General features: G+C 33.9%; 22 protein-coding genes and 1 pseudogene. 13 read left to right on the plus strand and 10 right to left on the minus strand.

What is annotated here, in order from left to right; translation table 11 throughout:
• The first annotated feature begins 26 nt into the window (after positions 1-26).
• From K1X16_RS09005 to K1X16_RS09015, 3 genes are all read left to right on the plus strand, one after another.
• Positions 27-824, plus strand: coding sequence for a metal ABC transporter ATP-binding protein (locus K1X16_RS09005; protein WP_225035848.1), 798 nt, complete (start codon positions 27-29; stop codon positions 822-824).
• A gap of 129 nt (positions 825-953) precedes the next feature.
• The gene (locus tag K1X16_RS09010) at positions 954-2,081 is read left to right on the plus strand and encodes a metal ABC transporter permease (RefSeq protein WP_225035849.1); all 1,128 of its coding nucleotides are present in this window, start codon (positions 954-956) and stop codon (positions 2,079-2,081) included.
• The gene (locus K1X16_RS09015) at positions 2,074-3,234 is read left to right on the plus strand and encodes a metal ABC transporter permease (protein WP_195870200.1); all 1,161 of its coding nucleotides are present in this window, start codon (positions 2,074-2,076) and stop codon (positions 3,232-3,234) included. The genes K1X16_RS09010 and K1X16_RS09015 overlap by 8 nt, the downstream gene beginning before the upstream one ends.
• A gap of 372 nt (positions 3,235-3,606) precedes the next feature.
• Here K1X16_RS09015 and K1X16_RS09020 read toward each other — a convergent pair whose 3' ends face one another.
• Entirely contained in the window at positions 3,607-4,374 is a 768-nt protein-coding gene (locus K1X16_RS09020) for a TerB family tellurite resistance protein (protein WP_195870201.1), read from the minus strand.
• Between the two features lie 130 nt (positions 4,375-4,504).
• Between K1X16_RS09020 and K1X16_RS09025 the strand changes: the two genes are divergently transcribed.
• The 5 genes from K1X16_RS09025 to K1X16_RS09045 all read left to right on the plus strand — a co-directional run bounded on the left by K1X16_RS09025 (position 4,505) and on the right by K1X16_RS09045 (position 7,994).
• The gene (locus K1X16_RS09025) at positions 4,505-4,909 is read left to right on the plus strand and encodes a hypothetical protein (protein WP_225035850.1); all 405 of its coding nucleotides are present in this window, start codon (positions 4,505-4,507) and stop codon (positions 4,907-4,909) included.
• A 142-nt stretch (positions 4,910-5,051) separates the two neighbouring features.
• Positions 5,052-5,462, plus strand: coding sequence for a BrxA/BrxB family bacilliredoxin (locus tag K1X16_RS09030; RefSeq protein ID WP_195870203.1), 411 nt, complete (start codon positions 5,052-5,054; stop codon positions 5,460-5,462).
• A gap of 123 nt (positions 5,463-5,585) precedes the next feature.
• Entirely contained in the window at positions 5,586-6,323 is a 738-nt protein-coding gene (locus K1X16_RS09035; protein WP_225035851.1) for a lysophospholipid acyltransferase family protein, read from the plus strand.
• Between the two features lie 21 nt (positions 6,324-6,344).
• Positions 6,345-7,325, plus strand: coding sequence for an acyl-ACP desaturase (locus K1X16_RS09040; protein WP_195870205.1), 981 nt, complete (start codon positions 6,345-6,347; stop codon positions 7,323-7,325).
• Positions 7,326-7,334: 9 nt separating this feature from the next.
• Complete coding sequence (locus K1X16_RS09045) at positions 7,335-7,994, plus strand: HD domain-containing protein (RefSeq protein ID WP_225035852.1); 660 nt, start codon at positions 7,335-7,337, stop codon at positions 7,992-7,994.
• Between the two features lie 5 nt (positions 7,995-7,999).
• Here the strand turns inward: K1X16_RS09045 and K1X16_RS09050 are convergent, their stop codons facing one another.
• Positions 8,000-8,173 carry a hypothetical protein gene (locus K1X16_RS09050; RefSeq protein WP_195870207.1) on the minus strand — a complete coding sequence of 58 codons (174 nt, stop codon included), beginning with the start codon at positions 8,171-8,173 and terminating at the stop codon, positions 8,000-8,002.
• 5 nt (positions 8,174-8,178) lie between these two features.
• Complete coding sequence (locus K1X16_RS09055) at positions 8,179-9,057, minus strand: AraC family transcriptional regulator (RefSeq protein WP_225035853.1); 879 nt, start codon at positions 9,055-9,057, stop codon at positions 8,179-8,181.
• Positions 9,058-9,292: 235 nt separating this feature from the next.
• Here K1X16_RS09055 and K1X16_RS09060 point away from each other — a divergent pair, with 235 nt between their 5' ends.
• Positions 9,293-9,853: a hypothetical protein gene (locus tag K1X16_RS09060; protein ID WP_225035854.1), complete on the plus strand. Its 561-nt coding sequence runs from the start codon at positions 9,293-9,295 to the stop codon at positions 9,851-9,853.
• Positions 9,854-10,299: 446 nt separating this feature from the next.
• A complete protein-coding gene (locus tag K1X16_RS09065; protein WP_195870210.1) occupies positions 10,300-10,857 on the plus strand; it encodes a hypothetical protein in 558 nt (185 codons plus the stop codon).
• Between the two features lie 156 nt (positions 10,858-11,013).
• On the opposite strand, the gene K1X16_RS09070 is transcribed toward K1X16_RS09065, so the two are convergent.
• The 5 genes from K1X16_RS09070 to hemH all read right to left on the minus strand — a co-directional run bounded on the left by K1X16_RS09070 (position 11,014) and on the right by hemH (position 16,772).
• Positions 11,014-11,796, minus strand: a complete 783-nt coding sequence (locus K1X16_RS09070; RefSeq protein ID WP_195870211.1) for an enoyl-CoA hydratase/isomerase family protein — start codon at positions 11,794-11,796, stop codon at positions 11,014-11,016.
• Between the two features lie 80 nt (positions 11,797-11,876).
• Positions 11,877-13,301: an ATP-binding protein gene (locus K1X16_RS09075; protein WP_195870517.1), complete on the minus strand. Its 1,425-nt coding sequence runs from the start codon at positions 13,299-13,301 to the stop codon at positions 11,877-11,879.
• A 201-nt stretch (positions 13,302-13,502) separates the two neighbouring features.
• Positions 13,503-14,051: a CopD family protein gene (locus tag K1X16_RS09080; protein ID WP_225035856.1), complete on the minus strand. Its 549-nt coding sequence runs from the start codon at positions 14,049-14,051 to the stop codon at positions 13,503-13,505.
• A gap of 331 nt (positions 14,052-14,382) precedes the next feature.
• Positions 14,383-15,738 carry an MATE family efflux transporter gene (locus K1X16_RS09085; RefSeq protein ID WP_225035857.1) on the minus strand — a complete coding sequence of 452 codons (1,356 nt, stop codon included), beginning with the start codon at positions 15,736-15,738 and terminating at the stop codon, positions 14,383-14,385.
• Positions 15,738-16,772: a ferrochelatase gene (hemH, locus tag K1X16_RS09090; RefSeq protein WP_225035858.1), complete on the minus strand. Its 1,035-nt coding sequence runs from the start codon at positions 16,770-16,772 to the stop codon at positions 15,738-15,740. The genes K1X16_RS09085 and hemH overlap by 1 nt, the downstream gene beginning before the upstream one ends.
• Positions 16,773-17,081: 309 nt before the next feature.
• Between hemH and K1X16_RS09095 the strand changes: the two genes are divergently transcribed.
• Positions 17,082-20,597 (plus strand): TraB/GumN family protein, encoded by a 3,516-nt coding sequence (locus tag K1X16_RS09095; RefSeq protein ID WP_225035859.1) that lies wholly within the window; start codon positions 17,082-17,084, stop codon positions 20,595-20,597.
• Positions 20,598-20,601: 4 nt separating this feature from the next.
• On the opposite strand, the pseudogene K1X16_RS09100 reads toward K1X16_RS09095, so the two are convergent.
• Positions 20,602-20,754 (minus strand): annotated as a pseudogene (locus K1X16_RS09100) (helix-turn-helix domain-containing protein); the annotation flags it as partial.
• Between the two features lie 73 nt (positions 20,755-20,827).
• Between K1X16_RS09100 and K1X16_RS09105 the strand changes: the two are divergent.
• Both K1X16_RS09105 and K1X16_RS18075 read left to right on the plus strand, forming a co-directional pair.
• Positions 20,828-21,061 (plus strand): hypothetical protein, encoded by a 234-nt coding sequence (locus tag K1X16_RS09105; RefSeq protein WP_195870216.1) that lies wholly within the window; start codon positions 20,828-20,830, stop codon positions 21,059-21,061.
• The gene (locus K1X16_RS18075; RefSeq protein WP_410530002.1) at positions 21,045-21,344 is read left to right on the plus strand and encodes a type II toxin-antitoxin system RelE/ParE family toxin; all 300 of its coding nucleotides are present in this window, start codon (positions 21,045-21,047) and stop codon (positions 21,342-21,344) included. Before K1X16_RS09105 ends, K1X16_RS18075 begins: the two co-directional genes overlap by 17 nt.
• Before the next feature lie 8 nt (positions 21,345-21,352).
• On the opposite strand, the gene K1X16_RS09110 is transcribed toward K1X16_RS18075, so the two are convergent.
• A complete protein-coding gene (locus K1X16_RS09110; protein WP_225035860.1) occupies positions 21,353-22,252 on the minus strand; it encodes a helix-turn-helix transcriptional regulator in 900 nt (299 codons plus the stop codon).
• Positions 22,253-22,280 lie beyond the last annotated feature (28 nt).

Here is a 22,280-nt window from a genome sequence, read left to right on the forward strand (position 1 = left end):
CTCATGAAACTTAGTTCAATTCTAAAATGAAAAAAGACTCAAAGGAAAACATAAAACATAGTAGCCCTAATGATAAGACACCTACTTCCGCAGGAGTTATTGCCGTAAAAGTAGATGACCTTACCGTTGCCTACAACTACAAACCTGTACTTTGGGATATTGATTTAGAAATTCCAGAAGGTGTTTTAATGGCCATCGTTGGTCCCAATGGAGCTGGTAAATCGACACTCATAAAAGCCATTCTTGGCATCTTAAAACCTATTGCAGGAAGCGTAACTATTTACGATAAACCTTACGACAAACAACGGCAACTCGTTGCTTATGTACCACAAAAAGGCAGTGTGGATTGGGATTTTCCAACCATTGCATTAGATGTGGTGATGATGGGAACCTATGGCAGTTTAGGTTGGATAAAACGTCCTGGCCAAAAAGAGAAGAAAGCAGCACTAGAAGCCTTAGAAAAAGTAGGCATGTTAGCTTTTAAAAATAGACAAATAAGTCAGCTATCTGGTGGTCAACAACAACGTATATTTTTAGCAAGAGCTTTAGTACAGAATGCAGCTATCTATTTTATGGACGAACCGTTTCAAGGTGTAGATGCGACCACAGAAATAGCGATTATAAACATATTAAAGGAATTACGAAAAGCAGGAAAAACCGTGATTGTTGTGCATCACGATTTACAAACCGTACCCGAATATTTTGATTGGGTGACCTTTTTAAACGTGAAGAAAATTGCCACAGGACCTGTAAAAGACATCTTTAATGATGATAATTTAACGAAAACTTACGGGATTAATTATCAAGTGAGTATTCAGGAGTAACTGTCATTCCTGAGAAGGCAGGAATCTAAACAAGAAAACAAAAGTATAAAAGTGGATTCCTGCCTTCGCAGGAATGACAAAACAAAATAAACTAATGCGAAACGGGAGATTCCTGCGTTCGCAGGAATTATGGACATCACAGAATACATAAAACTCGTCTTCACAGACTACACCCTTAGAACCATTACACTTGGAACCACCATTCTCGGTGCGGTTACAGGAATGTTGGGAAGTTTCGCTGTACTCAGAAAACAAAGTTTATTAGGCGATGCTATTTCGCATGCGGCCTTACCAGGCATTGCTATTGCGTTTTTAATTACTGGTGCAAAAGACAGTAACACTTTACTTATTGGAGCCTTAATTAGTGGCTTAATCGGGACGTTTTGGATTAGAGGTATCGTCACCAAAACCCATTTAAAATCAGATACTGCTTTGGGTTTAATTTTATCCTTGTTTTTTGGATTTGGGATGTTGTTATTAACCTTTATACAAAAACAACCCAATGCCAATCAAGCCGGTTTAGACAAGTATCTTTTTGGGCAAGCCGCAACCTTAGTAGAAAGTGACGTTTGGACGATGGCCATTGTAACAGGACTTTGTTTAGCTGTAATGCTCACTTTCTGGAAAGAGTTTAAAATTCTATTGTTTGATGCCGATTATACCAAAACCTTAGGTTTCAATACTAAATTCATAGATATTCTTATTACGAGCTTTATTGTTTTAGCCATTGTTTTAGGCTTACAAACTGTTGGAGTGGTTTTAATGAGCGCTATGCTTTTAGCTCCTGCTGCTGCTGCCAGGCAATGGACAAACAGCTTATCAATGATGGTGTTTTTAGCGGCTATTTTTGGAGCCTTTTCGGGAGTATTTGGCACAGCCATTAGTGCGAGTCAAGATAATTTATCTACAGGACCTGTAATTGTTTTAGTGGCTGGTGTTTTTGTGGTGTTTTCATTTATATTTTCTCCGAGTCGCGGCTTATTATTTAAACAAATTCGTTTTATTAAAAATCGTCGCGACTTACAGCTTCATAAAACTTTAGCATTTATGCATCATATAGCAGAAACGCACGACGATATTTCGCATCCGCATACCATAAAACTTTTAAATAATTTTCAAGGCTATACTAAAGGTACACTTCAAAAATTGGTAGATAAAGATTATGTGCATCTCAATGGAAATATGTGGAGTTTAACCAAAACTGGCTTTGAGGCTGCCTCCAATTTATACACTAAACAATCCACCGAAGATGAGTAATGCACAACTCGAAATACAATTGATTGCTGGTTTAGTTGCCGTGGCTTGTGCCATTCCAGGAACATTTTTAGTGCTGCGAAAAATGGCCATGATTAGCGATGCGATTAGTCATTCTATTCTACCAGGAATCGTGGTCGGTTTTTTTATTACACAAGATTTAAATAGCCCACTATTAATTCTTTTAGCTGCATTAACCGGAATTATAACCGTGGTTTTAGTGGAGTACATTCAAAAAACAGGCTTGGTTAAAGAAGACACTGCCATTGGATTGGTGTTTCCTGCTCTGTTTAGTATTGGTGTGATTCTTATTGCTAAAAACGCCAATGATGTGCACTTAGATATTGATGCCGTTTTATTAGGTGAATTGGCTTTTGCTCCTTTTGATCGCTTAATAATTGGTGGCACTGACGTTGGACCGAAATCGCTTTGGGTGGTCGGTACTATTTTATTAATTACAATTACACTCTTATTCCTGTTTTTTAAAGAGTTAAAAGTGAGCACGTTTGATAAAGGTCTAGCGGCTTCTCTTGGCTTTTCACCAGCCGTTATTCATTACGGATTAATGTCGGTGTCTTCTGTAACCACTGTTGGAGCTTTTGATGCCGTTGGTGCTATTTTAGTCGTAGCCTTAATGATTGCTCCCGCTGCTGCGGCTTATTTACTCACTACCAATTTAAAGAAAATGCTGGCTTTAGCTATAAGTTTTGGAATATTTAGTGCCATTTTTGGGTATTGGGTAGCCCATTGGTTAGATGCTTCTATTGCAGGATCCATAACAACGGTTCTTGGATTGGTATTTTTATTGGTGTATCTGTTTGCGCCTTCAAAAGGTATTATAGCAGTGATGTACAGAGAAAAACAACAACGTACCGAAGTCTCTTTACTCACGTTTTTATTACACTTAAAAAACCATGATGAAGTTGAAGAACGCCACGTCAATCACCTTTATGAACATATAAATTGGCAAAAAGTACGTGCTAAAACCGTGCTCGATTTAGCCCAAAAAAATAATATGATTCATATTGATAATCAAGTGGTTTCATTAACCGAAAAAGGTGATGAATTTACCTCAAAAGCAATTGATTATATTATTACAAATGAAGATGCACAGATTGAAGATATGAAAGATGATTTCTTTTTGTTTAGAGGGTAAATTCTATGTATCTAAATCTAATTAGCATAATATTGAAAGATTCAACGCTTAATACCGACTTAGCTCAATATTTCAAATCATCATGAAACTTTTAAATTATTTTACCGGTAAAAATGGATTAATTATCTTAGGATTTATTGTCCTGTGTATTTTCATCTACAACAAGTATAAAACACAGCGCTACTTTAAATACATTGAAAAACGAGAGAAAGAAAAAAAGAGTAAAGAATAACTGCTGTTTTACCTTTTAACTAAATCCCAACAACCACTGACAACAGGTAGATTGAAGCTATAAAGGTTAATTTCTTAGTGTTTATAGGGTAATGTAACCTTCGATTTCAAGTTCAAGTTCGATTTCGATTTACAACTCCCTTACTTAAACCCACGCTCCTTCTGTATATGCTCATAAGATTCTTGCACTTGTCTAAACTTAGCTTCGGCACCTTCGCGATGTTCTTCACCTAAATGACCAACACGATCTGGATGGTATTTTTTCGCCATTGAACGGTATGCTTTTTTAACCTCAGCATCCGATACAGATTTATCAATCTCAAGGATTTTGTACGCATTATCGCTACTGTTATAAAACATGGCTTTAATACTTTCAAAGTCCCTATTACTGATTCCTAAATATCCCGTTATGGTGTAAATCTGACGTAATTCATCTTCTGTAACAATCCCATCAGCTTTAGCTATTCCGAATAAAAAATGAAGCAATTGTAAACGCGATGCATGATCCATCATTTGCTTAATCTGCAAACATACTTGACGCGTAGATATATTTTGTTTATTAATACGCTTAAACAATTCAAAGGCCTTATTCGCGCGCTCTTTCCCATACATATTAGAAAACTGCTGACGCACAAAATCGAGTTCGCGTTGGTCTTGCTTACCATCCGCTTTTATAACTATAGAGGCTAAAATTAATAGGCTTACTTCAAAATCACCAGACTGTGTTCTTGGTCTAGATGTGCGTTGACCGTAGTCTCGTTGCTTTCCTGCTTGGCGATCACCTAGTAAAGGTGTTCCACTATCCGTTAAATTATCAACAAAACTACCTAAAGCCAATCCTATAATAGCACCAATTGGACCACCAAACGACCAACCTAAAGCACCACCAACCCATTTTGCAAAACTCATATAATATTTTAATTTTATAAAGCTGTAAATATACTATATGTAAGTGGGATGAAAATGTAAATTGTTACGTTTTGTACGCAACCTTTTCTATAAAGAGACATCTTACAAGCAGAACCAATACAGTATGTCTATGAAATCTTATATGTATATTTTATTCTTATTACTAATCACATACAGCTGTGATCTTAGTGACGGTTCGCAGCAAAATACAAATCCGACACTTCATGGTACTTGGTCTTTAGTAAATGTTTCTGGTGGTTTAGCAGGTGTTGACGATGATTTTGAATCTGGAATAATAACTTGGGATTTTAAAACTGAAACCTCTGAAATTATAGTTACCAATTCTAACACTTCCGAAGTTATACATAGTGGCTACCCATCAGGAACTTACAGTTACGAAGTGATATCTACAGAGAACGATATCATAGTAGTTATCGAGAACAACGATTTAAAACTTGAAAGCTTAACCAATTTTCAACTCATTTTAGACGAAGGCTTGGCCTCCGATGGTTTTCGATATACCTTTAATAGATAGTTTTATTTTACATCCCATTGAAAAGGACAATAGCGCCATTAAAACTGCCAACCATTTCGTTAAGCCTGCGCACTATTTTTCATTATCTTTGTAGTCCGATAACTATCGGAACAAACATAAGAATTAATTAAAAATAAAAAATATGTATCCAGCAGAATTAGTAAAACCAATGCGTGAGGATTTAACCAAGGTTGGTTTTGAAGAATTACACACCTCAGAAGCTGTAGATAATGCCATTGCAAAAGCAGGCACAACTTTAGTGGTTGTAAACTCTGTTTGTGGTTGTGCAGCAGCAAATGCAAGACCAGGTGCTAGTATGAGTTTACAAAACGCAAAAAAACCAGATCATATCGTAACTGTTTTTGCAGGTGTAGATAAAGACGCGGTTGATGCTGCCAGAGCACACATGGTACCATTTCCTCCAAGTTCACCTTCTATGGCATTATTTAAAGATGGAGAATTAGTTCACATGTTAGAGCGTCACCATATTGAAGGACGTCCTGCAGAATTAATTGCAGAGAATCTTAAAGACGCTTATAACGATCATTGTTAAAATAAAAGCTTGGAATATCAGGCTTTACCGAAGCTGTCATTTTTCGTTGGTTTAGAAACATTTTGTTTCAAATTCACTTAAAATGACAGTTTTTTTATTCTATTCATTTTATATTTTTGTATCATGAGAAAACTACTAGCCTATCCGCTTTCGGTGGTATTTTATTTATGCTTTGGATTAACCTTGGTTATATTTCATGTCATCCAATGGATTAGCTTTAATGTATTTGGTTATAAAGCACTTAAAATTAGTGTAGATTGGCTTCAATTTTTTATAATGCGCTGTCTCAACCTTTTAGGCACTAGAATATCATTTTACAATCCTTATAAAATTAGTACAGATCGCCCTTTAATAATTGTTTCTAATCATCAAAGCATGTTTGATATATCACCTATCATGTGGTATATGCGTAAGCACCATGTAAAGTTTGTCTCTAAAAAAGAATTAGGAAAAGGCATACCAAGTGTATCCTACAATTTGCGTCATGGCGGATCGGTTTTAATAGATCGCAAAAATCCGAGGCAATCCTTAGCAGCAATGATGACTTTTGGTGACTATATTGAACAAACCAAAAGAGCAGCTGTTATTTTTCCTGAAGGCACACGAAGCAAAACAGGAGTTCCAAAACCATTTAAATCCAAAGGCTTAGAAATGCTTATTAAAAAAGTACCTTCTGCCCTCATTGTTCCTGTAACCGTAAACAACTCATGGAAGATGTTACGCTATGGAAATTTCCCAATGGGAATAGGAAATCATATGACATTTACTGTGCATAAGCCCTTAGAAATTATTAACTTTACAAATAAGGTCGAATTAATTCAGCAAGTTGAACAAACCATTGTTGAAGCTATCGAAAAATAACCCTTTAAAAAAACATCAAATATGTCGTTGAAAAATGTAAGATTGGAAGTGATGCAGCATCTCGAAAAAGATGTACAATCCCTAATTGAAAAATACTTAATTCCTGTTGAAAAAATCTGGCAACCTACAGACTTTTTACCAGACCCTACAAAAGAATCATTTTACGAAGAGGTCAAAGAAATTAGAGCCTTATCTAAAGAATTGCCTTATGATTTTTGGGTGGTGTTAGTTGGAGATATGATTACCGAAGAAGCACTTCCTAGCTACGAGTCTTGGCTTATGGATGTAGAAGGCGTAGACCAAATAGAACGAAACGGTTGGTCTACATGGCTTAGACATTGGACAGGAGAAGAAAATCGACATGGCGATGTATTAAATAAATACTTATACTTATCTGGTCGCGTAAATATGCGAGAAATTGAAAAAACCACACAATATTTAATAAATGATGGTTTTGACATTGGTACCGGAAGAGATCCTTATAAAAACTTTGTTTACACCAGTTTTCAAGAATTAGCGACGTATATTTCTCATAATCGTGTGGCTAAAATTGCCCGACAAAAAGGGAATAAGCAATTGGCTAAAATGTGTAAAATTATTTCAGGCGATGAGATGCGTCATCACCATGCATATTCTGAGTTTGTTGAGCGTATTTTTGCCGTAGACCCTAATCAGATGATGATGGCGTTTCACGATATGATGAAACGAAAAATTGCTATGCCAGCACATTTCTTAAGAGAATCTGGCGAAAGTATAGGTACGGCTTTCGAAGAGTTTTCTTATACTGCACAACGTATTGGAGTCTACACCTCAAACGACTATGTAGATATTCTTCAAAAACTTATTGACCGTTGGGACATTGGAAACATGACAGGCTTAAACGATGAAGCGGAAAAAGCGAGAGATTATTTAATGAAATTACCTCCTAGAATGTATCGTTTGTCTGAACGTATGAAGATTCCTGAAAACTCATATCAGTTTAAGTGGGTAGATCCTGCGTAAAATAGTCTTATGCATAATAAAAGTAAACTAATTGCTTCCACAATTGCTTTTGTAAAACAAGAACTAATTGATGCTGAAGGAGGACACGACTGGTTTCACGTAGAACGTGTGTACAAGAACACCCTATTAATTGCTAAAACTGAGCCGGTTGATATTGAAATTGTAAGTTTGGCTGCACTTATGCACGATATTGCAGATTCAAAATTTAATGATGGCAACGAAGCCATTGGCCCCAAAAAAGCACAACAATTTTTACTAGAGAATGATGTTGATAGTTCGGTAATTGAACATGTTACTCAGATTATCCAAAATATGTCGTTTAAAAATTCCTTGGATGTAAATACGGCGTTTACTTCAAAAGAAATGGAAGTTGTCCAAGATGCAGATCGCCTAGATGCTATTGGAGCGATTGGTATTGCCCGTTGTTTTAATTATGGAGGTTATAAAAACAGAGCGCTTTATAATCCCGAAATTGAGCCCAACCTCAACATGACCAAAGCGCAGTATAAAAGCTCAGATGCACCAACAATCAATCATTTTTATGAAAAATTGCTATTGCTAAAAGACCAGATGAATACTAAAACAGGCAAACGCATTGCTTTAGAACGCCATAACTATATGGAAGGCTTTTTAAAACAGTTTTATGCAGAATGGGACGGTATAAAATAGAACGTTTAGCTCTCTTTAGCAACCTCTAAGGCTGTTAACTTATATTCAATAACAGCCATCTCTTCACCATAATGAATGAGTTCATCAGCCGTTAAATTTGTATTCGAGTTAACGGCATCTAAAATATCTTGACCTTTTTTAGAATAGTATAGTATTGCGGTATTTATTTTCTTACCCATAATAATTATTGAACCATTAATTTTAATTCACTTCTATATTTAGAAGCACTTTTTCCTGTAAATTCTTTAAATAATTTATTGAAATGTGAAAAATTATTAAAACCGCACTCAAAGCTAACATCTGCAATACTCATCTGACTTTCCGAAAGTAATTTTGTAGCGTGTACAATACGATATTCATTTACCAGCTTTGTGAATGTTTTACCTGTCACTTTTTTAAAGTAGCGACAAAACGCAGGAACCGTCATATTCACCTTGTCTGCAATTTCATCTAAGCTAATATGCTCGTTAAAGTTTTGGTTAACGTGCTTAAAAACAACATCAATTTTAGCACTGTCCTGTGGTTCCGTTTCAAAAGCAAAACCGTCTGCGTTTAACAATACATAATCTTCAGATTTTGCTAAACCATGTAATACCTCTAATAGGATTAAAATCTTTTTAAAGCCTGTTTTTTCATTTAGCTTTTCTATTTTACTCCCAAGTTTTTGTTTCGTTTTTACACCAAAAAGAATTCCTTTTTTAGAACGCTCAAATAACTGATTAATCTTTTCCATTTCTGGAATATCGAAAAAATGATCCCCTAAAAATTCGGGTTTAAATTGTACCAAAGTTTCCGAACCATTTATAGTTAATCGATCTGTAAAACCATTATGTGGCAAGTTTGATCCTATTAATAGCAGTTGACTATTATTAAAGTAAGAGAGGTGATTACCTATATGTCGTTTCCCTTGTCCTTTATTAACATAAACCAATTCTATTTCTGGGTGAAAATGCCAAAATGGCTTTTTTTCACCTTTATAAGCATCAATTTTATGTTTTCTTACCAATATGGAGCTTCCAAATTCTGGACTTATTTTTTCTAATGTAGGTTTTCTATTATTCATAGTTTATTAATTAAGGCAAAGTTAAGTCTATTCAATTTTAAAACCTATAGCAAATTACCAATAATATACACTATTTTAACCTAATATGATAATTATATCGCCCATAAGGATAATTATGTATATAAATGTGCCAAAATCCATGTTTTATGGAAGCTAAAACCAAGATACCTTTGTCATGTAAAATCATTTAAACTGATCCCTTAAAAAATCAGTGTAATCCAAAAAATGAAACATTATGAAAACATTATTTAAACACATTTTAGTATTAGCGGTGTTGTTAGGAACATGCACAAGCTACGCAAATGCAACATTAGAGGTTTTACCTACCTTTAATAGTGTTAAAAAAGGAAACTCAATTTCTGTTACAGATGCTGTTGGAGAAGTCATCTTTAGCGGACTTATTAATTATGATGGAAATATTAGTCGTCTTTACGATTTTTCACAATTAAAAGATGGTATTTACACTATTGAAGTAGAAAAATCTTTTGAAATAGAAGTGAGCATTGTTGAAATTAAAAATCATAACGTTAACTTTCTTAACCAAAGAAGTGAAAAGATTTATAAACCTGTCTTTAGACTTGAAAAAGACCGACTTATAATTACCAAATTAGCATTAAACAATCCATCAATGGGTGTTGAGATTTTTTATGGCGATGAGTTAATTCACACAGAATCGATTAATGAAAGTGGTGATATATTAAATAGAATCTACAAACTAGATCATAGTATTAAAGGTGACTATACTGCAGTCGTTACATCTAACGATAGAGTATTTGTTCAAAACTTCAGTCTATAGATTAGCTAATAATTATATTAATAAAAGTGGGCTTATAAGAGCCCACTTTTTTTTTGTTGCAAATACTCTACTTGGTTTTCTTTATGAAGTAAATGTATCGACCAATTTGCAAAGATCCATTTGTATATGGTTTTAAAATTTATAATAATTAGGACTCTACCTCTAAAAATTACAGTTTAAATAATATATGATTTTTAAGTAACCGCAATACATCCGTTTTGTTTATAAAACCCAAACCTATGGCAAATTACCACCAATATATACTATATTAACACATACAAACACACATTGCGTCAATAAGGTTAATTTTGCATATAAATATGCCAAAATGGTTGTTTTCTAAGGTGTAAATCTGCTCTAACTTTGTATCAGTAAATCATTTAAAGCCGGAGCATGAAAAAATTGCTATAACCCAAGTCACAATTCCAGCTTTAAAAACAAAAATTATGAAAAAGATATTTAAAAGCATTTTAGTTTTAACAGTATTATTAGGAACATGTACAAGTTTCGCAAATACAATAGAAGAGGTTCCACCATCGGCTACCATGGTTAGTATAGGAGATTTCATTTCTGTATCTGACGTTTACGGAGAAGTTGTTTACAGTGGGCGTATTAACCACAATGGCTTCATGGAAAGCTTATACGATTTTTCTCAATTAGAAAATGGTACGTATACTGTTGAAGTGAACAAGGATTTTGAAATAGAAGTTAACTCTGTTAAAGTACAAAATCATATTGTTACATTTTTAGACACTACGAAACAAAAGATATTTAAGCCTGTATTTAGGTCAAATGCATCTCAAGTAATTATTTCAAAATTAGCCATTGATACTAAAGAAATGGTTGTGGAGTTATATTTTAAAAATGAGCTTATCCACACTGAGACTGTAAAAGGAAATGAAATTTTAACTCGAGTTTACCAATTAGACGAAACTCAAAAAGGTAACTACACTGCAATCATTAGAGCAAATGATCGAGTGTTTGTTGAAAATTTCAAAATTTAGATTATTGTTTATTTATTAGTTTATTTAGTTAAAAGTGGGTTGTAGAGAGCCCACTTTTTTTTTGTTTAAAATAGTTTGGTGAGGCATCATTCATAAAAAACTTTAATTCCTCTTTATTCTAATTCTACTATGCTGTACATTATATAGCAGCAAGACTTATTTTCCAGGAAACTCAGCCTTACGCTTCTCTAAAAATGCCGTTGTACCTTCTACAAAATCTTCCGTTCCAAAGCATTCTCCAAACTGTTTGATTTCTACTTTGTAGCCATCTTTTCCGTCTTTGTAATTCGCATTAATAGCTTTTATGGCTTTTCCAATGGCAACCGATGAATTTCGCATAATTTTACTTGCAATTTTTTCGGCTAATGGTACTAATGCTTCTAGTTCTACAACGTGATTTACCAATCCGTAATTCAAGGCTTGATCAGCATTGATCATACCAGCGGTCATTACCATTTCCATAGCTCTTCCTTTACCAACTAATTGTGGTAAACGTTGTGTGCCTCCATAACCTGGAATCACTCCAAGTGATGTTTCTGGTAATCCCATTTTGGCGTTAGTACTTGCCACTCTAAAATGACATGCCATGGCTAATTCTAATCCTCCACCTAGCGCAAAACCGTTAACCGCAGCAATAACAGGAGTGCTTAAATTTTCTACAAAATCGAACAATAATGCTTGTCCTTGTGCTGCTAATTTTCCACCTTCGTCAACACTAAAATCCGCAAATTCGCTAATATCTGCTCCTGCAACAAAAGCTTTTTCGCCACTTCCTGTTATGATGATAACTTTGGTATTATCATCTGAATCGGCTTCATCAAAAGCATCATGCAATTCTTGAATGGTGTCTTTATTTAAAGCATTTAACTTTTTTGGTCTGTTGATGGTTATGGTTGTGATGCCATCGCTGTATTCTGAAATAATAGTATTATAAGACATTTTGGTTTGATTTTTAAGACTCTTCTAGACTTAGTCTGCGCTCAGCACAAGCTTTTCTCAGAGTAACAATTTATAATTATTTATTTTATAGTCGCTTCTTGCACAGGAAATGAAACCGTAAAAACAGTCCCTTTTCCTAATTCCGTTGTAAAGGTAATACTTCCATTATAAGTTTCTACAATGTTCTTTACCATGGCTAATCCTAATCCCATTCCACTAGATTTGGTAGTGAATTTTGGTTCAAATATTTTATCCTTAGTATCTTCAGCAATACCAGAACCATTGTCTTTAATTGTAATATTTACATGGTCTCCTTCCTTAAATACACGTACTTCAACCTTCGGACTTTCAACATTATCTGGTATAGCTTGAATCCCATTTTTAACCAAATTAGTTACCACTCTTATTAACTGAGTTCTATCGAATTTAGCTATGATTTTTTCGGATGAAGACTGGAATTCAATATAGTCTTCATTAAAAATATCAAGCGCCATTTTTACAATTTGTACCACATTAAGAACTTCACTTTTTTGCGCTGGCATTTTAGCAAAATTAGAAAATGCAGAAGCAATAGAACTCATGGTATCAATTTGTTGAATTAACGTGTTGCTGTATTCGTCTATTTTTTCATGAATTTTTTCATCTTCAGGATTAAATTTACGCTGAAAACTTTGAACCGTCAATCGCATCGGTGTTAACGGATTTTTAATTTCGTGAGCCACTTGTTTTGCCATTTCGCGCCAGGCTTGCTCTCTTTCGTTGGTTGCCAATACTACAGCACTGGCTTCAAGCTCATCAATCATGCTGTTATACGAATTAACAAGCGTTTCAATCTCCTCACTAGACGATTCAATTTGTATTTTTTTGTTTCGTTTTTCTAGTCGTGTTTCATTCATTTTATCACTTATGGTTCTAAGTGATTTGGTAATGTATTTAGAGATAAAATAAGCAATAATAATGGCAACTAAAATCAATACGATATACGCATACGCCAAGCGCATTAAAAATTCTTTTAATTCTTTATTAAAAAAGTCGTCATTTTCTAAATACGGTAAATTTAATATGGCAATGGTCTTAAATTTTTCATCCATTATATAGGTATATGACGATTGAAACGTCTGACCTGCCACATTGTTTTTCACCACATAGCGATGTTCTAAAGTATTAGATAATGTATTTAATATTTCTGCATCTAAACAAAGATCTGAAGAATCTCTTTGGATGGTTCGTTTCGAGCTTTTTAGTAATTGTCCGTCTAAATCATACAGGTTAATTTGTAGATTGTGAATGGCATCGATTTCAAATATTTCATCTTTAAAAATTAAATGAATATTTTCTGTTGAAACAGGGTATGTGGTTTCTCTTATAACAAAATCAATACTTTGTTTAATCGCTTTTTCCTTACGCTCTAATCGCTCACTGTGATATTCCTTGGCTTCTTCGCTATATTGATAAATAGTAATTGCAGCAATCAGAACCGACGCTACAAGCACCAACAGTATCATAGCCAAATTTATACGAGCTCTTAAGGATAGGCGTTTATTAATCATCTAAATACGCTTGGTACGATTTTTTTTATTCTAAATTCTAAGTTTTAAATATAGCAATAATCAATCCAAAAGTGCGACGCACAAATTTCAATTTACAAAAAACAAAATTTCAATAGATTCCTTTTGTAATTTGGAATTTGAATATTGGAATTTTTATTAAGCATCCGGATTTTTAGAACGAATATTTTTATACAGTTTGAAGCCCAACATGATTAGAATTCCTAAAACAACCAAACCAATAATTCCAAAAATCCAATCGATAGAACTTTTAAGAATTACTAAAAACACCACCGCAAACAAAATAAATGTTGCACCTTCATTCCAAATACGCATAAAACTAGAAGTGACTTTAACCTCATCATTTTGAAGTTGTTTGTAGTACAAATGTGTTTTATAATGATAAATAAACAGTAAAAACACAAACAGTAATTTAACGTGCATCCAACCTTGCTGAAACCAACTTGGCATTAATATCAGTAACAAAACAGCGAATACAGTGGCTAAAATTGCAGAAGGCCACGTAATAATAAACCAAAGTCGCTTTGCCATTAATTTTAGTTGTTTGCCTAAAATTTCTTTTTCAGGTGATGGTTTATGAAAGGCTTCAATTTGATATACAAATAATCGTGGAATGTAAAACAAGCCAGCAAACCATGTAATCACAAATATGAGGTGAAGCGCTTTTATATAGTTGTAGTATTCCATATTACAAAAATCGTGATTTTATGTGGTTTTGGACTGGGTTTTACCAATCTAATTTTGGTATAGCCACTGTTATTATTTGAACTTATCTTAAACTGTCCTGCTCATAATAAGATACGACGACAATCGTTTAATTTGAACTTACAAACTGTGCCGACAGGTACAGCAAATAGGTAAAAACAAGCACTTACGTTTATCTAGCGTGCCTTTAGGTACTCCATATATTGTACCTAAAGGCACAATTGTAAACCCTTGTTATTATTTACCAATATGTTGTCCTTAACAGGACATCTCAAACGCTTAAATATACGTTCGTACGTCTTGAAATTAAAAATCAGTCAACAATTTTAGGATCTAAATTCACCTTCATTTCACGATACAAGAAAAATCCTGTTACAATAGTTGATAACACATCTGAAATCGGAAACGCCATCCAAACACCCAAAGCACCAAAATAATTTGGCAGTATAAAAATTAAAGGAATAAAGAAAAACCCTTGACGTGTTAAGGTTAATAGCAACGCAGGAATAGCTTTACCAACCGCCTGAAAATACGCTGACCCAATTAACTGAATCGCCACAATTGGTGTTGCTGCAAACACCCAACGCATGGCTGGAGGTGTTTCAATAAGTACCTTAGCATCTTGTGTAAATAATCGTGTGATAAACTCAGGAAAAACCATTAAAAACACAAAAACTATAGTAGCTAGCAAAGCGGCATATTTTATGGCTGTTATTATAGATGCTTTAACGCGTTCAAATTTTTCGGCACCATAATTAAATCCTGCAATAGGTAAAAATCCTTGTGTAATTCCATATATTGGAAATAAAGCAAACATCAGCATTCTACCAACAATGGCATAAGCGGTCACTGAAGTTTCACCTCCTAAATCGAACAGAATGTTATTCATTAATAAATAGGTAACACTAACAATCGCTTGCCTTGTTAAAGTCACAAAACCGAGTGCACCAATTTCTTTTACGATTGGTCTATCTAATCCAAAGTGTTTAAAATTGATTTTTAATTCGGAATGTTTTGAGAGAAAAAACCAAAGCACAAACAAAAAACACAAAACATACGAAATGGTTGTTGCCCAAGCTGCCCCTGCCATTCCCCAATCAAATATTTTTATAAATAAAACATCTAAAAGTAAATTCCCTACAGACGGAAACATCATGGCATACATCGCAAATTTGGGTTTGCCTTCTGCTCTAATAACGGTATTTCCCATCATACAAAGCGCTAAAATTGGCACTCCGTATAATACAATTCTGTAATACACTTTTGCAGGTTCGAAAATGCCCCCTTTTCCACCAAATGCTGGCACAATTTCATTGATGTAAACTAAACCAAAAATTACAAAAATTGAAGTAATAAGAATGGTTAACGTAATTTGGTTCCCGAATGTTTTTAAGGCTTTTACGGCATTATTAGATCCCAAAGCTCTAGAAATAATGGACGAACCACCAATACCAATGGCCATACCAAGTGCCGCAATAAAAAATGAAACAGGAAGCACCACATTAATCGCTGCAATAGCTGTTGGACCTATCCAATTGCCCACAAAAATAGTATCTACTAAGATGTTAAGCGACATCACCAAAATACCAATAGATGCTGGTACGGCTTGCTTTATCAGTAATTTCCCAATAGGCTCATTACCTAAGGCTTCAGAAGATACTTTGGCCATTACATGGTTTTTGTTTTAGAAGTCGCCCATTCCTCAACCATATTGCTAAGCACTTCTGCGAAATCATCTCGCTCATTAAGACAAGGAATCACTGTAAATTCTTCGCCTCCCATTTCGTGAAAAATTTCTTCGCCTTCCATAGCAATCTCCTCTAAGGTCTCTAAACAATCACTGACAAACGCTGGGGTGACGATAGCCATTTTTTTAATACCCTCTTTGCCCATTCTTTCAATGGTTCGGTCTGTGTAAGGTTGTAACCAAGGGTCAAAGCCAAGTCTAGATTGAAACGTAGTGGAATAGGTTCCATTTTTTAATCCTAATTTTTTAGCCACATTAATAGTGGTAATTTCACATTGATGACGGTAACAAAATTCGTGTTGCTCACTTCCCATTTTAAAACAGCACTTACCATTCATTTTGCAGTTGCCATTGGTAATGTCACTTTTACGGATATGGCGCTCAGGCACCCCGTGATAACTAAAAAGTACATGTTCGTAATCTAAATCATTTAGAACTTCGCCTATACTTTTTGAAAGTACGTTAATATAATCTTCACGTTTGTAAAACGCAGGAGTTCTTGTAATGGTAACTTCAGGAAAAAACTCAGCAACCAACTCATCAACCTTTACGTCAATGGTCTCTGTTGTTGCCATTGCAAATTGCGGATATAACGGCAGTGTTTTTATTTCAGTACAACCTTTATCTACCAATTCTTGTAGCCCTTTTTTAATGGTCATACTTCCGTAACGCATGGCCAATGCTACAGGATAATCTACTTTTTTCTGTACTTTATCTTTAAGGCGTTCAGACAACACAATCAATGGCGATCCTTCGTCCCACCAAATTTTCTTATACGCTGCTGCCGAAGCTTTTGGTCTGGTATTTAAAATAATACCTTTAACCAAAAGTGTACGTGCCCAAAGTGGAACATCTATAACACGTTCGTCCATTAAAAATTCTCCCAAATACTTTTTTACATCCTTGGGACTTGGACTATCTGGCGAGCCTAAATTGACTAATAAAATTCCTTTCATGTCTAGTGTTTATTGTTTAGTTAGGACACATACTGTTAGCTAATAAACCTTGCGTTGCGTGATAAAATCTTAAATCAGTTGCATTCATGCCGAATGTATTTCAGTTTGCTTACAAGAGATTTACGGTTTTCAATTTCAACTGCAAAAGTACAACACTAATTGTAATACTTTATAATGGTTGGCATGGATTTAAACGTTAATAAATATGAAATATCTATTTGCAATTAGCGTTTTTTATCGACTTTTATAAAATCCACACAGCTGTTTAAAGGATTTAAATATCTTTACAAGCCTTGATTGCATTTTATTATGAAGAAACTCCTATCTATTGCTTTTACATTAATCACCTTAGTTGCCTTTTCGCAACAAAAGTACCAGAGCTTACTTTGGAAAATAACCGGAAACAATCTTGAAAAACCATCTTACTTATATGGCACAATGCATGTTAGCAAAAAAGTGGCTTTTCGTTTAGACGATGTGTTTTACAAAGCTTTAAATCAGAGTGACTGTATTGCTTTAGAATCGGACCCAACCACATGGCCAGGTTTTAACTACGAAATGATGCTTGGGCAAATGGCATCGTACAGTAATTATAACAACGATTTTTACACCAATCTTTTTAAGCTAACGCACCCTGAAGAAATGGCGATTAGAGGTTCTGTACGTATGGATAATAATGCTGTTAACGCGTATTTATACAGAAAAAGTAGTGCTTCAGATAATTTTGAAGAAGAGACGTATTTAGACATGTTTATTTTTCAAGCCGGAAAGAAGAACAATAAAAAAATATACGCTTTAGAGGATTTAGAAGAATCGCGATACTTAACCACAAAAGCAGCTTATAATGCCAATAAAAAGGAATTAGATCCATGGGTTCAGAAATTATATGCTCAAGAAAACGCCTATTTAATTCAAGAAAACCTCTATCGCGATCGTAATTTAGACCTATTAGATTCTCTTGGATCTAGTGTAAATACGGAATTTTTTAGAGAGAATATGCTTTATATTCGAAATGAGAATATGGTTGTTTCTTTAGAAAAATTAATGCCAACCAAATCCGTATTTGCAGGTGTTGGAGCAGCACATTTACCAGGCGAACACGGCATGATTAATATGTTGCGTCAACGCGGTTATACCGTAGAAGCCTTAACCTCTGAGCAAACCGATTATAGTAAAACAGAGAAAACTAAACTAGACAGTCTTTTTGTAACACCAGAACTACAACAACATAGCACACCAGATGGGTTTTTAAGCATCAATACCTACGATGAACTTCGTGAGTTTTCCTATGGAGGACAAAAATATTATTTAGATCCAGATATGACTAATGGTGCTTATTTAACCTTAAATAGAATTAGTCGTTTTTCGTATTTACCAAACGAAAAAGAAAATATTACCCTTAAAGAAATTGATCATTTATTGTACGAAGACATTCCTGGAGATATCATTAAAAAGGAAACGCTAACACAACCTTATCCGGGTATTAGCATTGTTAATAAAACAAAAAAAGGAGAGTTTCAGAAGTATCATATTTATGAAACGCCTTTAGAAATTATCATTATAAAATTTGCGGGTCGTAGTGATTTTGTTTTGAAGCATGAAGATAAAATATTCAATTCTATAGCGTTAAAAACTCCTTCAGAGAAAACACAATTATTTGTATCACCTGAGAAAAAATTTCAAGTCGATTTTCCTGAATATTACATTTCTAGCAACATGAATAACTTTGGAAAAAAGTTGGTGGAAGGCTATAAAAATAACGCGTATTATTTTGTTGAAGAAGCCGTTTTAAACGACATCACCTATATAGAAGAAGATAGTTTTGAAGCTAAATATTTTCATCATGCCTTATATAAAAATTACAAGTTAACTGAAGCTGAAGGAGGTTTTAAAGCAGGTGATTATAAAACCTATGAGTCCAACGCTATTTTAGACAAAGACACTGACAAAAAACTACACCTAAAAACCATTGTAAAAGATGGTAGCTACTATTTATTGGGTTACGTTGGCACCAATGAAAATGATAAATCTGCATTTTTTAAGTCCTTTAAATTCAATAAAACCGACTATTCCGGTTTTGAAAAAGTAATAGATACATCCTTACATTTTTCGGTAAAAACCAATGGAAAAGCCCCTTTACCAAATCCGTATGACTACAATTATAATACTGGTAAAAAAGCAAAGGATTACGAACAAACCATAAATGAAACGGTTTATTCTACCTATGCGAATGAACAAATTTCGGTCTCTAGAACCAAGTTTCACGATTTACAAATGTTTCATAACGTCGATAGTCTTTGGAAGAATTTAGAAGAGAAAATCAACTACAGAGCACGTTATTATAATGATGCAAAAGCATTTAAAATTGCCAATCGTAAGTCTTCTAAAACCGATAATGTTTATACCAATAGTTTTAGTTACACCGATTCTGCAAGTGCCAAACAGGTTTTAGTAAAAAACATTTTGAAAGAAGGTGTCCTTTTTGAACTTAAAACTTTAGTGGATTCTATAAGTGGCCCTTCAAAATTTGTAACTGAATTTTATGAGACGTTCACACCAAAAGACACCTTGTTAGGCAAAAATGTATTAACCGATAAAAGCAAACAGTTTTTTGAAGCTTTAAGAGCCAATGACAGTTTAGTTTTTGAAGCTTATAACCTCATTAAATTCAAAAAGCACAATAGTAAAGATATCGTTTCTGTACTCAAGGATTTTGAATTTGACAAAGAGCGTTTAGACATCAAATCACATTTGGTAGAACAACTCATTACTATAGATTTAAAGAACAATTTACCGTTTATAAAGCAATTGTATCACGATAGTTATTCCGATCCACAAACCCAAACAGCCATCTTAGAAGGTCTTTTAGATTCTAACAAAAAAGGGAATTACAAAATTGCACTAGACCTTATGGAGCGCGATTTGCCCTTAGGTAGCGTAAGTGGCATGTTTTACAATTATAATGGTAAAGATTCTTTAGAATTAAAGGCTTCCTTATTTCCTAAAATATTAGAATACAGTACAATTTCAGAATACAAACAACCACTTTACACTTTATTGGCAAAGGTGAAAGATAGCGGATTTGTAAAACCAAAAACCTATAAAAAATATAAAAACCAGCTGATTAATGATGCTAAAATTGAAGTAAAACGCAATTTAGGAAACTCTAATAATTACGGTTATAATTCGTATTCCTATAATTTAGCGACCTATGTACGCTTAATTTTTCCGTATAGAAATGAGCGCAGTGCAAAAGATTTCTTTGAAAAACTATTGAATGTAGAGGACACCAACGCCTTAGTAAAATACTATGTATTGCTAACTAAAGCCAAAGAAACCATACCAACAAAACTTACCGAAAAACTCGTAGAAGATGAGGAGAATCAATACTTACTTTTAGAGGAGCTAGACGAAGCTAAACTATTAAGTCAATTGAAATCTATTACTATTAATCAACAACAATTCGCCAAATCTAAACTCTTATCTGATGCCAATTTTGAAAAAGAAAAAGACTCTATTCAGTTTCTCTTTAAGCGCGATTTTGTAACCGATAAAGGCAAAAACGCTGTAATGTATTTCTTTAAAATAGATAAAGACGATGAGTACTCTGGAAAGACTGAAGCTTTACATTACATCTCTTTTATTAAGCCAAAAGACCCAAAGCAACTGGTTGTAGATTATTATTCTAAATCTGAAAATTATGGTACTTCGGTCGATAAAACTAAAGAACTAGAAGAGCAATATACTGAGATTCTCAACTTAGCGATTTACAAGGATAGACAACGTGTAACTGCTAGTGCTGGCGATGGGTATTATGATTATTAGAGATTTATGACGACGCCTGGATATACTTTTTAGGCGTCGTCCCAAATTTCTTTTTAAAAGCCGCAATAAAATGGCTTCCTGTACTATAACCGACTTTTAGCCCGACTTCATTCACATTATAATCGCCAGATTCTAAGAGTTTACGAGATACTTTTATTTACACGATTACTCATTCACTAACTCAACGTACTACATTTGTCCACTTAACGAAAATAAACTAACTTTGAGTTATGGAACCGAATATTCAAAATGCAAAAATTGAACTCATACAATGGTTAACAACGTTGGAAGATAGTTCTTTAATTCAAAAAATTATGGATTTAAGGAAAAATGAAACCAAAGATTGGTGGAATGAAATATCTGATGCTGAAAAAGAGTCAATTGAAATTGGATTATCTGATGCTGATAATGGAAAATTGAAATCAAATTCTGAAGCCGAAAAAATTTATGGAAAATGGTTATAACATTCTTTGGACTGACCATGCATTAAGTGAATTGGCTAAAACCTATGAATATCTAGAACTACATTTCACAAACCGAGAGTTAATAAAACTCTCAATTGAGATTGATAGAACTTTGAAATTAATCTCAAAAAATCCCAATTTATTTCCTTTATCCGAATCACGTGGAATCAGAAGAGTTGTGATTAAAAAATTTAATACTATCTATTACCGGGAAAATAAAAATAATGTTGAAATTCTTTCATTTTTCTCGAATAGACAAAATCCTAACAAAAGAAAAATATAAAAACGGCATCAACTCGAAGCCTGAATATACTTCTTAGGCGTCGTCCCAAATTTCTTTTTAAAAGCGGCGATAAAATGGCTTCCTGTGCTGTAACCGACTTTTAGTCCGACTTCATTCACATTATAATCACCAGATTCCAAAAGTTTACGAGCCACTTCCATTTTATAATCGAACAAAAAGCTAAAAACCGAATCGCCATAAATCTGTTTAAAACCTTCTTTTAGTTTTTTTAAGCTTAAATCTATGTCATCAGCTAATTCTTGTAACGTTGGAGGTTCAGCCATATTGGCGATGATAATATCTTTGGCTTTTTTCAGTTTCGCCACATTCACTTCATCCACCAAAAACGGACATTGCTCAATATCTGCGTCTTCACTTCGATTAAAAAACAGACTCAATAGTTCATAAGCTTTACCTTTAAAATATAAGGGCTTAATAGAATTGTTAAGATTAAAACTAATCAGCTGATTTAAAACCACAGCCATCGATGGTGATATTTTTCCGTCTTTATAGTATTTTTTATCCTTATTATCATCTGTTAAAAACGTCACATAATTCGCATCTTCCGAAAACAAACCATGAAATTTTTTGATAGAAATCACTAAAGAAACCAACCAAGAATGTGGTTTTAATTCTAAATGAATTGGTAAATCGCGCTGTGGATTGTAAAGTAACAAGGAGGTATCTTCATCAATATTTAAGGTGTAATTTCCTTGATTAAATAGAAATCCAGCCGTTCCCTTATTACAAAAATGAAACTGAATATAACTGCTATCGATCTCGCGTTCAAGAACTTTAATATCGTCCGTTTCGTTTTTACTTGTTAACACAATAAAACCTTCTTCAATATTAATTTCATCAAAAGTACCTTGAGCGTTACTTTTTAAAGCTGATTTTTCTAATTTCATTTCAATATTATTTAGATTGATTCTAAAC

This window comes from Winogradskyella sp. SM1960 (assembly GCF_020179375.1).
Lineage (GTDB): Bacteria > Bacteroidota > Bacteroidia > Flavobacteriales > Flavobacteriaceae > Winogradskyella > Winogradskyella marina.

Coding starts and splice junctions, on each gene's coding strand:
- K1X16_RS09015 (WP_195870200.1), top strand. CDS start 2,074: ATGAGTAATGCACAACTCGAAATACAATTGATTGCTGGTTTAGTTGCC.
- K1X16_RS09050 (WP_195870207.1), bottom strand. CDS start 8,173: ATGGGTAAGAAAATAAATACCGCAATACTATACTATTCTAAAAAAGGT.
- K1X16_RS09075 (WP_195870517.1), bottom strand. CDS start 13,301: ATGATACTGTTGGTGCTTGTAGCGTCGGTTCTGATTGCTGCAATTACT.
- K1X16_RS09035 (WP_225035851.1), top strand. CDS start 5,586: ATGAGAAAACTACTAGCCTATCCGCTTTCGGTGGTATTTTATTTATGC.
- K1X16_RS09095 (WP_225035859.1), top strand. CDS start 17,082: ATGAAGAAACTCCTATCTATTGCTTTTACATTAATCACCTTAGTTGCC.
- K1X16_RS09065 (WP_195870210.1), top strand. CDS start 10,300: ATGAAAAAGATATTTAAAAGCATTTTAGTTTTAACAGTATTATTAGGA.
- K1X16_RS09085 (WP_225035857.1), bottom strand. CDS start 15,738: ATGGCCAAAGTATCTTCTGAAGCCTTAGGTAATGAGCCTATTGGGAAA.
- K1X16_RS09105 (WP_195870216.1), top strand. CDS start 20,828: ATGGAACCGAATATTCAAAATGCAAAAATTGAACTCATACAATGGTTA.
- K1X16_RS09005 (WP_225035848.1), top strand. CDS start 27: ATGAAAAAAGACTCAAAGGAAAACATAAAACATAGTAGCCCTAATGAT.
- K1X16_RS09030 (WP_195870203.1), top strand. CDS start 5,052: ATGTATCCAGCAGAATTAGTAAAACCAATGCGTGAGGATTTAACCAAG.
- K1X16_RS09045 (WP_225035852.1), top strand. CDS start 7,335: ATGCATAATAAAAGTAAACTAATTGCTTCCACAATTGCTTTTGTAAAA.
- K1X16_RS18075 (WP_410530002.1), top strand. CDS start 21,045: ATGGAAAATGGTTATAACATTCTTTGGACTGACCATGCATTAAGTGAA.
- K1X16_RS09080 (WP_225035856.1), bottom strand. CDS start 14,051: ATGGAATACTACAACTATATAAAAGCGCTTCACCTCATATTTGTGATT.
- hemH (WP_225035858.1), bottom strand. CDS start 16,772: ATGAAAGGAATTTTATTAGTCAATTTAGGCTCGCCAGATAGTCCAAGT.
- K1X16_RS09055 (WP_225035853.1), bottom strand. CDS start 9,057: ATGAATAATAGAAAACCTACATTAGAAAAAATAAGTCCAGAATTTGGA.
- K1X16_RS09070 (WP_195870211.1), bottom strand. CDS start 11,796: ATGTCTTATAATACTATTATTTCAGAATACAGCGATGGCATCACAACC.
- K1X16_RS09025 (WP_225035850.1), top strand. CDS start 4,505: ATGAAATCTTATATGTATATTTTATTCTTATTACTAATCACATACAGC.
- K1X16_RS09110 (WP_225035860.1), bottom strand. CDS start 22,252: ATGAAATTAGAAAAATCAGCTTTAAAAAGTAACGCTCAAGGTACTTTT.
- K1X16_RS09010 (WP_225035849.1), top strand. CDS start 954: ATGGACATCACAGAATACATAAAACTCGTCTTCACAGACTACACCCTT.
- K1X16_RS09040 (WP_195870205.1), top strand. CDS start 6,345: ATGTCGTTGAAAAATGTAAGATTGGAAGTGATGCAGCATCTCGAAAAA.
- K1X16_RS09060 (WP_225035854.1), top strand. CDS start 9,293: ATGAAAACATTATTTAAACACATTTTAGTATTAGCGGTGTTGTTAGGA.
- K1X16_RS09020 (WP_195870201.1), bottom strand. CDS start 4,374: ATGAGTTTTGCAAAATGGGTTGGTGGTGCTTTAGGTTGGTCGTTTGGT.